Origin of the sequence: Acidocella sp., from assembly GCF_013044125.1 — a bacterium.
Taxonomy (GTDB): domain Bacteria; phylum Pseudomonadota; class Alphaproteobacteria; order Acetobacterales; family Acetobacteraceae; genus Acidocella.
The window spans coordinates 21,145-32,636 of sequence record NZ_JABEVC010000003.1; the positions used below are offsets into that span (position 1 = coordinate 21,145).

The 11,492-nt window shown below is 59.9% G+C and carries 7 protein-coding genes; 1 reads left to right on the forward strand and 6 read right to left on the reverse strand.

What is annotated here, in order from left to right:
• Position 1: 1 nt before the first annotated feature.
• The 6 genes from glgC to adh all read right to left on the reverse strand — a co-directional run bounded on the left by glgC (position 2) and on the right by adh (position 9,151).
• The gene (gene glgC, locus HKL97_RS00190; protein WP_291421661.1) at positions 2-1,273 is read right to left on the reverse strand and encodes a glucose-1-phosphate adenylyltransferase; all 1,272 of its coding nucleotides are present in this window, start codon (positions 1,271-1,273) and stop codon (positions 2-4) included.
• Between the two features lie 24 nt (positions 1,274-1,297).
• Positions 1,298-3,496 (reverse strand): 1,4-alpha-glucan branching protein GlgB, encoded by a 2,199-nt coding sequence (gene glgB / locus HKL97_RS00195; RefSeq protein WP_291421663.1) that lies wholly within the window; start codon positions 3,494-3,496, stop codon positions 1,298-1,300.
• Between the two features lie 5 nt (positions 3,497-3,501).
• Positions 3,502-6,003, reverse strand: a complete 2,502-nt coding sequence (locus HKL97_RS00200; RefSeq protein ID WP_291421665.1) for a glycogen/starch/alpha-glucan phosphorylase — start codon at positions 6,001-6,003, stop codon at positions 3,502-3,504.
• A gap of 138 nt (positions 6,004-6,141) precedes the next feature.
• The gene (locus tag HKL97_RS00205; protein WP_291421667.1) at positions 6,142-7,092 is read right to left on the reverse strand and encodes a transporter; all 951 of its coding nucleotides are present in this window, start codon (positions 7,090-7,092) and stop codon (positions 6,142-6,144) included.
• Between the two features lie 150 nt (positions 7,093-7,242).
• Complete coding sequence (locus HKL97_RS00210; RefSeq protein WP_291421669.1) at positions 7,243-7,605, reverse strand: DUF779 domain-containing protein; 363 nt, start codon at positions 7,603-7,605, stop codon at positions 7,243-7,245.
• 13 nt (positions 7,606-7,618) lie between these two features.
• Entirely contained in the window at positions 7,619-9,151 is a 1,533-nt protein-coding gene (adh, locus tag HKL97_RS00215) for an aldehyde dehydrogenase (RefSeq protein ID WP_291421671.1), read from the reverse strand.
• A 291-nt stretch (positions 9,152-9,442) separates the two neighbouring features.
• Here adh and HKL97_RS00220 point away from each other — a divergent pair, with 291 nt between their 5' ends.
• A complete protein-coding gene (locus HKL97_RS00220) occupies positions 9,443-11,398 on the forward strand; it encodes a sigma-54-dependent Fis family transcriptional regulator (protein WP_291421673.1) in 1,956 nt (651 codons plus the stop codon).
• The last annotated feature ends 94 nt before the right edge of the window (positions 11,399-11,492 follow it).

Here is an 11,492-nt window from a genome sequence, read left to right on the forward strand (position 1 = left end):
GCTAGGTTATCCCCAATCTCTCAATCATTGGTTGCGTGATCAAACAAATTCCCTTTGTTGTCCTGCGGAAACGGGAAGCATCCAGAACTGGATCCTCACCCACCACAAGATTTTCAGGGATCACGACGCCGCGGTCAATGATCACATTATTGAGGCGTGCGCTGCGATGAATTTCGGCGTAGGGCAAAATGACTGCATTTTTGATGTTCGCGAATGAATGAACATGCACTCCCGTATGCAGCAAGGTATGAGTTATGTTTGCGCCGGAAACGATGCATCCTCCGGAGACAAGAGACGAAATTGCCTGCCCACGCCGGAATACTTCATCATGAACAAATTTCGCGGGAGGTGTGATTTCACCATAGGTCCAGATCGGCCAGTCACGATCATACAAGTCAAGTTTAGGGACAACATCCGTCAGATCAATGTTCGCGGCCCAATAGGCATCCAGAGTGCCGACATCGCGCCAGTAAACATTGTCCTCCGCGCTTGAACGGACACAGGACTGCGTGAAATGATGTGCAACAGCCTTACTATTCTCAACCAGATACGGGATGATATCCTTGCCAAAATCCCGCGAGGAATGTGGATCAGCCGCGTCCCGCCGGAGCTGGTCGATCAGGAATTTTGTCTCGAATACGTAAATTCCCATGCTTGCGAGTGCGACATCCGGTTTTCCCGGCATTGCTGGTGGATTTTCTGGTTTTTCAAGAAACGCGACAATCCGGTTGTTGGCGTCTACATGCATCACGCCGAATCCGGCTGCATCTTCCAAGGAAACTTCGAGGCATCCCACGGTTACATCAGCATTTTCACTGACGTGTTGCTGGAGCATCTGCTCGTAATCCATTTTATAGATATGGTCTCCCGCAAGGATGACGATATGCTGGGGCGCATAACTCTCGATGATATCAATATTCTGGTAAACCGCATCGGCCGTTCCAAGATACCACATCTCTTCAGAAACACGCTGGCTGGCCGGCAGAATATCAAAGCTCTCATTACGCTCTTGCCGGAAAAAGTTCCAACCGCGTTGCAGGTGACGGATCAGGCTATGCGCTTTGTATTGCGTGGCAACGGCGATGCGGCGGATACCAGAGTTCATTGCGTTGGAAAGGGCAAAATCAATGATGCGTGACTTTCCACCAAAATAGACCGCTGGTTTCGCGCGAATATCAGTCAGTTCCATCAGCCGGGAACCGCGGCCGCCGGCAAGCACATAGGCCATGGTTGTACGCGAAAGCGGGGCGTGCTGAGTATATTTTGTGTTCATTGATTTCCTCCGTCACGTTTATATTTATTCATTATCCGCATACTCAAAATACACTGTTGAGAGGGCTGGAATCATGATTTCAGCCATGGCGTTGAAGCCGTGAGATGCCTCTGAAATGCTGCGAACCTGCCCGAGATTTCCACCGCCGCCTCCCCCATAAACAACGGCATCCGTATTCAATATCTCGCGCCAGATTCCAGCATGGGGCAGGCCGATGCGGTAGCCATGACGCGGCACCGGCGTGAGATTGCACACCACCGCTACCGGACGATCCCCCTCCCCGCCCATCCGCAGCCAGGCGATGACGGATTGTTCCGAATCATCTACGATGATCCACCTGAATCCTTCGGCTTCGCAATCTTGCGCGTGCAGCGCGGGCACCGTGCGGTGCAGGCGATTGAGATCACGGACAAGTTTCTGAACCCCTTGATGTAGACTATGTTCGAGCAGATGCCAGGGAAGTCCTGAATCAAAATTCCACTCCGTGCTCTGCCCAAACTCCTGCCCCATGAATAAAAGTTTTTTCCCCGGATGGCCCCACATAAATGCATAATAGGCGCGGACATTGGCGAACCGCTGCCACTCATCGCCTGGCATTTTGCCAAGTATGGAGGATTTTCCGTGTACAACTTCATCATGCGAGAGCGGCAGCACAAAATTTTCTGTGAAGGCGTAGAGCGTGCCGAATGTCAGTTTATTATGATGCCATTTGCGATGAACTGGATCCATTGCAAAATAATTCAACGTGTCATGCATCCAGCCCATGTTCCATTTAAAGCCGAAACCCAGACCATTTTCATGCACAGGATGCGAAACACCCGGCCATGCGGTCGACTCCTCGGCCAGCGTGAAGCTTGCGTGATGTTGCGCATAAACCGCGGTGTTGAACTGGCGCAGAAATGCCACCGCATCACGATTATCGTTGCTACCGTCAGGATTGGGCAGCCACTCACCATGTTTGCGCGAGTAGTCCAGGTAGAGCATCGAGGCGACGGCATCCACACGCAAGCCGTCGAGATGAAAACGATCCAGCCAATAGAGTGCGTTGGCGCAAAGAAAACTGACCACCTCGCGGCGGCCAAAATCATAAATTGCCGTGTTCCAGTCAGGATGAAATCCACGTCTCGGGTCTGCATGCTCGTAGAGTGCCGTGCCATCAAACTGCGCGAGGCCGTGAATATCCGTTGGGAAATGGGCGGGCACCCAGTCCAGGATGACGCCAAGCCCCAGGGCATGCGCGCGGTCAACAAAGCGGGCAAAACCGGCGGGAGCGCCAAAGCGCCTGCTCGGGGCGAACAGGCCGATCGGCTGATACCCCCAGGACGCATCGAGCGGATGCTCGCAAATAGGCAGCAACTCGATATGGGTGAAACCCATACCGGCGGCATAGGGCAAGAGTTGGTCGGATAATTCGTCGTATGAGAGGAAATCGCCATCCTCACGGCGCATCCACGAGCCGAGATGAACCTCGTATATCGACATCGGCGCGCGATGCGCTTCCCGCCGGCCGCGCGCGCGCAGATACGCCTCGTCTGTCCAGATGAAATGATCAGTCCGGGCGACGACCGAGGCGGTTGAAGGGCGCCGTTCCGCGCTGAAGCCAAACGGGTCCGCCTTGAGGGGCAGCAGCGTGCCGTCCTTACCGATAATTTCAAACTTATAGACAGCACCTTCCGAGAGATCTGGAATGAAAATTTCCCACAGACCGGAATCGATGCGTTTTCGCATCTGGTGAATACGCCCATCCCAGCGGTTGAAGTCACCAACCAGCGAAACGCGCCGCGCATTGGGCGCCCATACCGCGAAATGCACGCCGGGGACGGAATCCAGAGTCATCAACTGCGCGCCGAGACGTTCATAAAGCCGGTGGTGGGTGCCTTCGATCAACAGATGATCATCCGTCGCGCCAAGTACGGGGGGAAAGCGGTACGGATCGTCAAACTCCCAGCATCCGCCGATGTTTTCAGCACGCAGGCGGTAGGCGAAGCGCGCGGTGCGGTTTGGGATCAGCTGCTCGAAAAATCCAGAACCGCGGGCGATGAAGCTGAGAGCGGCGCCATCCTCCAGCAGCGCCGTAAGATTTGATGCATCTGGCACGAAGGCGCGAAGCACGAAGCCCTCGCTTGCTTCATGCAAGCCGAGCAGGCCGAAGGGGTCGGCATGGCGGGCGGCCAGCAGCGCGCCGATGTCCGTCTGCTCTGCCCGCCAGCCTGCGATGGCCATGGAACCTACCCCTTTGCCTGCGTTTGTGTTTTCCATATTTCATCGGCATATTCAGCGATTGTACGATCCGAGGAGAACCAGCCCATGCCGGCGGTGTTCAGGACGCTGGATTTCCACCAGGATGCGCGGTCCAGCCACTTTGTGGCGGCATCTCGCTGGCAAGCGTAATAGGCATCAAAATCCTCACACACCAGAAAATGATCATGCTGTGTAAGAACATCAACCAGCCCAGCGTAACGCCCTGGATCATCCGGGGAAAAAACACCCGAGCCGATGGCATCCAGCACTTCGCCCAAGGAGGGTGAGCGCGCGATGGTCTCGCGCATATCAATGCCGCGGCCGCGCCGTTGGGCGACCTGTTCCGATGTCATTCCAAAAATAAAAATATTTTCATCACCGACATGCTCCTTGATCTCGACATTCGCGCCATCCAGCGTGCCGATGGTCAGCGCGCCATTGAGCGCCAGTTTCATGTTGCCGGTGCCCGACGCCTCCATGCCGGCGGTTGAGATCTGCTCTGAAAGATCTGACGCCGGAATAATCGATTCCGCCAGGCTGACATTGTAGTTTGGCAGATAGGCGACTTTCAGCAGCCCGCGCACGGTCGGGTCGGCGTTGATGACATTCGCCACGTCATTCGCGAGCTTGATGATCAACTTCGCCTGGTGGTAACTCGCGGCCGCCTTGCCCGCGAAGATTTTGACGCGCGGCGCCCACTCCAGATAAGGTTGCGCGCGGATTGCATCGTAGAGCGCCACGGTTTCCAGAATGTTCAACAACTGGCGCTTATATTCGTGCACGCGCTTGATCTGCACATCGAACAGCGCGTCGGGGTCCACCTTGACGTGGCAGCGCTCCAAGATGATTTTCGCCAGTGCGACCTTGTTCTGGCGTTTTACCGCGGCGAATTCCTGCACGAAGGCGGCATCGTCCGCATAGGGGGCGACGCCGCGCAGCGCCAGCGGATTGTCATAGATAGCGTCTCCCACAGTATCAGCCAGCAGCCGGGTGAGCCCTGGGTTTGCCTCGAACAGCCAGCGGCGGAAGGTAATGCCGTTGGTCTTGTTGACGATACGTTCAGGATACAGCGTGGAAAAATCACGAAATACCGTTTGTTTCAGCAATTTGCTGTGCAGTGCGGAAACGCCGTTGACCTTATGCGAGCCGATGAAGGCCAGATGCCCCATGCGGACGCGCCGCCCCGCATGTTCATCAATCATCGAAACCGCGGCAATCAGCCGCGCGTCCGTGTGGCCGGATTTGCGCACGTTATCGAGATGCAAGGCGTTGATCAGATAAATGATCTGCATCTGGCGGGGCAGCATGCGTTCCAGCAAGGGAACCGGCCAGCTTTCCAGAGCCTCGGGCAGCAAGGTGTGGTTGGTGTAGGAGATTGTGCCCTGCGTGATCTTCCAGGCTTCGTCCCAGGCAATGCCATGCACATCCACCAGCAGGCGCATCAGCTCGGCCACCGAGATCGCGGGGTGCGTATCGTTGAGCTGAATGGCTACATGCTCAGCCAAGCTGCGGACTTCCTGATACTGCTTGAGGTGGCGGCGCAGGGCGTCCTGCAGGGAGGAGGAGGCGAAGAAGTATTCCTGGCGCAGCCGCAACTCCTGCCCCGCCGGGGTTTCGTCGCTCGGATACAGCACCTTGGAGATCGCCTCGGCGCGCATTTTATCCGCCACCGCGCCGACATAATCGCCGGCGTTGAAGACATCGAGCTGCAGTGGATCGCACGCGCGCGCCGACCACAGCCGCAGCGTGTTCACATGTGCGCCGCGCCAGCCGACTACCGGCGTGTCATACGCAATGGCCTCGACATATTCAGCGGGCTTCCAGACATAGCGGGTGGCGCCGTCGGGCGCGGTGAGCGCCTCCACCGCGCCGCCAAAGCCGATGCGGTAGCACACCTCCGGCCGCTTGAACTCCCACGGATTGCCCAACGCCAGCCAGTCCTCGGGGTATTCCTGCTGCCAGCCATCCTTCAGCACCTGGCGGAACAGCCCATGGTCATAGCGGATGCCATAGCCATGGGCGGCGATGGAAAGTGTCGCCATGCTCTCCATGAAACAAGCCGCCAGCCGCCCGAGGCCGCCGTTGCCCAGCGCCGCGTCAGGTTCCAGCGTGCGCAGGCGGTCAAGATCGACGCCAAGCTCCCTCGTGGCGGCGCGCATTGCCTCGGTGAGGCCCAGGTTGTTGAGCGCATCGCCCAGCAGGCGGCCGATGAGAAACTCCAGCGAAAGGTAGTAAACCCGCTTGGGCCCGTGCACATAGGCCGCGTTGGTCGAGGCCATCCAGCCTTCCACGATCCGGTCCCGCGTTGCGTAGACCACGGCCAGATACCAGTCGTATTCACTGGCGCTGGCCTGATTTTTGCCAACCGAATAGGTGAGCCGGCGCAAAATGGCCTCGCGCAGAGTGGCAGCCGAGTCCGGCTGGACGGCCAACTCGCCGCCGTTTTCCGGGGGAAGCGGCGCAGATGCGGCTGCGGGGGGGATGTTCATACGAATTTAGCCCTTCAACAACGCGGTCCAGGTCGGTGTTGCCAACCTAGCCGCGAACCCGTGAAGGACCAAGCACCAATTTTTCAGGCGTCTGCCGGCGGCCGTTCTCCTTGGGCCGCCGGTGTGCGGTCAGGACGTTTAGAACTTCGTGATCAGGCGGACGTTGACGATTGTCCCCGCCACGTCATTCTTGGTGTAGATGTTCTGGTCCCAGGACGCGAGAATATTGATTCCGCCGAACTGGTAGCCCACCATCGGGCCGGCGCCGTAGCTCTCTTCCATGTGGTTTGTCAGGCGCACGCCGTTCAGCGTATCGGCGGTGATCTGGTTCATCTGATGCGCGCCGACGCCAAAGGTCCAGGCGCCGATGGTCTTGGCGAGCGTATAATCAACCGAGAACTGGTCGCCGGACATGTAGTTATAGCCTGTGGTTTTATCAGCGGTGACAGGCTCGGCCAGGTGCATGTCGGCGCTGATGTTCCAGCCATCGCTCAGCCAGCTCAGGCCGAGGTCTTGCTGCACCGCGAAATACCCGTTGCCCGAGGGCAGTCCGCCATTGTTCAGCTTGCCGTTGAGCAGATCGGGCATGGTGGAGCTGGCGTCGGGCAGGTAGAGTTCCAGCCCGGTCTTCACGAAATAGTCGTAAGGCAGGGTCCAGGCCAGCTGGCCTGGGATGAGCACCGTGTTGAAGGTGCCCCAGTTGCCACTGCCGATGTGGCCGCTGACGCCGGGGGCGGAGGTATAGTCAAACGGCTGCGCGATGCCGAGCGAATAGCTGGCGCCCAGTATTTTAATACCCGGAACCCACAGCACGATCGGCACTTCGACCAGAATATTTGCGGTCGCGCCGGGAATATTCTTGCCGCTGTTGTCTTTAACGGTGGTATCCGTCCAGTAATTATCCAGCACCCCGTAAACGCCGGGCGGCGGTGTGGCGCCGGCGGCCAGGCCTTCGTCCACGCCGCGCAGGTAGGGATTCCACAATTCGCTCGCGTGTGCGGGAACGGAGAGCGCAAAGCTGCCCGCGAGGGCAAGGGCCGCCGTGCCGAGCAGCAGGCGCGGCTGTGGGTATGATTTTGTTTTTTCCATTTTCCTGATCCCTGTTTTTATGTTTTTGTTATTTCCGCGCGAAAGCCGGACAAGCGGCAGGGTGCCGCCCGCAACCGCGCGCGCGGGCGCGGTATCTGGCGAATACGATGCTGAGTTATCGAGACGGACGAAGAGCCTGGCGGCCTTGTGTCAGGCAAGGGCCGCCAGTTCCGCCTCCGTGAACACGCGCGAGCGGGTTAAAAACCGTTGCCCAGACCCGTTCTCCAACGAGAACATGCCGCCCATGCCGGGCACCACGTCGATGATGAGTTGCGTGTATTTCCAGTATTCAAACTGCGAGGGGCTCATGTAAAATTTTGCCCCGCCGATTTCGCCCAGTTCCACATCATCGGGGCTGAGCAGATAGTCGCCTTGCTTGAAGCACATCGGCGATGAGCCGTCGCAGCAGCCGCCGGACTGGTGGAACATGATCGGGCCATGTTCCGCCGTCAGCTTCGCGATCAGCCCGCATGCCGCCGGGGAGGCAAGCACACGCGCTGGTTTTATGCTCATCGCCGCGCCCTGCTCAGAAGAAGCCAAGCGCCTTGGGGCTGTAGCTGACCAGCAGGTTCTTGGTCTGCTGGTAGTGGTCGAGCATCATCTTATGATTCTCGCGGCCAATGCCGGACTGCTTGTACCCGCCGAACGCGGCATGCGCCGGATAGGCATGGTAGCAGTTGGTCCACACACGCCCAGCCTTGATGCCGCGGCCCATGCGGTAGGCGCGGCTGCCATCACGCGACCACACGCCCGCACCCAGGCCGTAGAGCGTATCATTGGCGAGTTCCAGCGCCTCGGCCTCATCCTTGAAAGTGGTAACCGCGAGGACCGGCCCGAAAATCTCTTCCTGGAACAAGCGCATTTTGTTGTTGCCCAGAAACATCGTCGGCTGGATGTAGAAACCATCGGAGAGGCCGCCTTCCAGCGCCGGGCGGACACCGCCGGTGAGCAGCTTGGCGCCTTCCTGTTTGCCGATGTCGATATAGGAGAGAATTTTCTGCACCTGTTCGGAGGACGCCTGCGCGCCCACCATGGTGCTCATATCCAGCGGGTTGCCCTGCTTGATGGCATGCACGCGCTTCAGCACTTTTTCCATGAAACGGTCGTAGATGCTCTCCTGGATCAGCGCGCGCGACGGGCAGGTGCAAACCTCACCCTGGTTGAAGGCGAACATCACCAGACCTTCGACCGCCTTGTCCAGGAAATCGTCATCCTGGGCCATCACATCCTCGAAGAAGATGTTGGGCGATTTGCCGCCGAGTTCCAGCGTGACGGGGATGAGGTTGTGGCTGGCGTATTGCATGATCAACCGGCCGGTCGTGGTCTCGCCCGTGAAGGCGATTTTAGCGATCCGGTTAGAGGAGGCGAGCGGCTTGCCGGCTTCCAGGCCAAAACCGTTGACAATGTTCAGCACGCCGGGGGGCAGCATGTCGCCGATCAGCTCGGCCAGGACCATGATGGAGACCGGTGTCTGCTCGGCGGGTTTGAGCACCACGCAGTTGCCCGCGGCCAGCGCCGGGGCGAGCTTCCAGACCGCCATGAGGATCGGGAAGTTCCAGGGAATGATCTGGCCGACCACGCCAAGCGGCTCATGGAAATGGTAGGCGACGGTGTCTTCGTCGATCTGGCTCAGCGCGCCTTCCTGCGCGCGCACGCAGGCGGCGAAGTAGCGCATATGGTCTATCGCTAGCGGGATATCAGCAAAGGTCGTCTCGCGCAGCGGCTTGCCGTTGTCCACGGTCTCGGCGTAGGCGAGCAGGTCCAGGTTCTGCTCCATCTTGTCGGCGATGCGGTTGAGGATGAGCGCGCGCGCGGCAGGTGAAGTTTTGCCCCAGGCATCAGCGGCGGCATGGGCGGCGTCCAGCGCCAGGTTGATGTCCGCCTCAGTGGAGCGGGCGGCCTGGGTGAACACCTGGCCGGTGATCGGGGAGACATTGTCAAAATACTGGCCAGCAAGGGGGGCGGTGAACTTGCCGCCGATAAAATTATCGTAGCGGGCTTTGAAGGAGAAGCCGGCGACGGCGCTCCCGGCTAGCGGGGCAATGGCTGCATCAAGCATTGTTGTTTCCTCGTTTTTGGTTGTCGGACACACATCGGCGCCACGTTGGGCACCTTGAAAAAAATAAAGCAAAGAACGTGCCAGAACACCCCATTGTTGGATCGCAAGGCTTTTCCTCAATGCGCCTTGCCGCATATGTAACAGGGCGTGACATCAGGCCGCGCCAAAGCAGGACACTGTACCAAAACAGAACACAGGTGGTATTCACTTGCCATCGCCCCGCGCGGGGCCTAGCTAAACGATCCAAGAAAGACCCGATAATAATTCTTCTGGGTGAGGAAATGCCGGTCCATGGAGCCATTTGCCACGACTGCCAATACGGGACTTATGCCGCGCCAGCCTGCCAGGCTCGCGACTGATCCGGCTGATATCAGCCGCTCCTGGCAGCGATGCCGGCAGGCGGGGCTGGTTCCGGAACTCACGCGTGTTGACGGGCCGCACATGGGCCAGGTGCAATTACGCGCCGCCGCCGACCGCCGCGCCACGCTGATCGCGCAGGCGCGCCCGGTCATAGACTATATCTATAGCCAGATCCGTGATTCCGGCTGTGTCATGCTGCTTTCCGACGAAAACGGCTTCCTGCTGGAATCCGCGGGGGACACGGATTTCTGCACCCGCGCGGCGCAGGTTGCGCTGCAACCCGGCGCCTGCTGGGCCGAGGACACGCGCGGCACCAATGCCGTGGGCACGGCGCTGATCGAGGGCCGGCCGATTGTGGTGAACGGCACGGAACATTATCTGCGGCACAATAATTTTCTCGCCTGTGCGGCGGCGCCGCTGGTCGAGCCGGGCGGGCGGCTGCTCGGCGCGATTGATATTTCCTGCGACGCGCGGCGCTACCATCCGCATACGTTCGGCCTCGTGCGCGCCGCCGCACAGATGATCGAGAACCGTATTTTCGAACTTACCTTCGCCAGCCAGATGAAACTGCGCTTTCATCTGAGCAGCGCGTGCCTCGGCAGCGTGATGGAAGGGACGATTGCGTTGAGCGAGGATGGGCGCATCATCGGCGCGAACCGCACCGGCTTTCATCTGCTCGGCCTGGCGCCGTCTGATATCGGCCAGCTTGGCATTGCGGAGACGCTGGGCATTGGCCTGCGCGAACTGCTGGACCTGGACCGCCACGCCCAGGGCCGCCCCGTGGCGCTGCACCGGCGCGGAAGCGATGCGATGTTCATCATGGTGGAGCATGTGCGGCTGCCGCAATTCGTGCCGGGGAGCCTGCCCGCGGTTGCAGCGAAAACCACCGCGGGGGATGCCCTGAGCGCGCTCGATACCGGGGATGCGCGCATACATACCGCGATTGCGCAGGCGCGGCGCGTGCTGGACCGCAAGGTGCCGCTTCTGCTGCAAGGCGAGACCGGCGCCGGAAAGGACGTGTTCGCCCGCGCCATCCACGCCGCCAGCGGGCGCGCGCATAAGCCATTCGTGGCGGTGAACTGCGCGGCGCTGCCGGAAAGCCTCATTGAATCCGAGCTGTTCGGGCACGCGCCCGGCTCCTTCACTGGCGCCAGGCGCGAGGGGGCGGTTGGGCGCATCCGCGAAGCGCATGGGGGCACGCTGTTTCTCGACGAGATCGGCGATATGCCGCTGCATATGCAGACGCGGCTGCTGCGCGTGCTGGAGGACGGCTATGTGACCCCCATCGGCGGCAAGCCGGTGCCGGTGGATTTTCTGCTGATCAGCGCCACGCATTGCGACCTGAAAGCGCGCGTCGGCACGCAAGAATTCCGCGCCGATTTATACTACCGCCTGAACGGGCTGACAATCGCCCTGCCCCCGGCCCGCGAACGCACGGACCTGCCGGCGTTGATCGAGCGGATTCTGGCCCGCGAGGCGCTGGAGCGCGGCGAGGGGCTGACGTTGCGGCTGACCCCCGAACTGGCCGAAGCGTTTGCCCGCTACACTTGGCCCGGCAATCTACGCCAGCTCGCGGGTATGCTGCGCACCGCATGCCTGATGCTCGATAGCGGCGAATGTGAGCTGGGCGTGGAGCATCTGAGCGAGGAGGCGCAGGCGGAACTCAACCGCAAGCATGTGGCGCCGCAGCCCCCCGCGCGCCCGGCAACGTTGCGGGCACGCGCCGATGCGCTGATCGGCAATGCCGTGGCGGAGACCGGCGGCAATCTTGCCGCCGCGGCGCGCAAGCTCGGCATCAGCCGTAACACGCTCTACCGCCGGCTTGCCGCGGGCACCGTGGTATCCGAGAGCGCCAAGCCCCTGCAAGCGCGCAAGCTGAACAGCTAGCGCTACTTTGGCATATTTTTATTAGCGTTTTTTGTCAGGGGCGTGTCACAGTGCGGGCATCGTCGAGGTGGAGGCTGTGCCAAGAGATTGAGGA

Coding starts and splice junctions, on each gene's coding strand:
- HKL97_RS00210 (WP_291421669.1), bottom strand. CDS start 7,605: ATGAGCATAAAACCAGCGCGTGTGCTTGCCTCCCCGGCGGCATGCGGG.
- HKL97_RS00200 (WP_291421665.1), bottom strand. CDS start 6,003: ATGAACATCCCCCCCGCAGCCGCATCTGCGCCGCTTCCCCCGGAAAAC.
- glgC (WP_291421661.1), bottom strand. CDS start 1,273: ATGAACACAAAATATACTCAGCACGCCCCGCTTTCGCGTACAACCATG.
- adh (WP_291421671.1), bottom strand. CDS start 9,151: ATGCTTGATGCAGCCATTGCCCCGCTAGCCGGGAGCGCCGTCGCCGGC.
- HKL97_RS00220 (WP_291421673.1), top strand. CDS start 9,443: ATGGAGCCATTTGCCACGACTGCCAATACGGGACTTATGCCGCGCCAG.
- HKL97_RS00205 (WP_291421667.1), bottom strand. CDS start 7,092: ATGGAAAAAACAAAATCATACCCACAGCCGCGCCTGCTGCTCGGCACG.
- glgB (WP_291421663.1), bottom strand. CDS start 3,496: ATGGCCATCGCAGGCTGGCGGGCAGAGCAGACGGACATCGGCGCGCTG.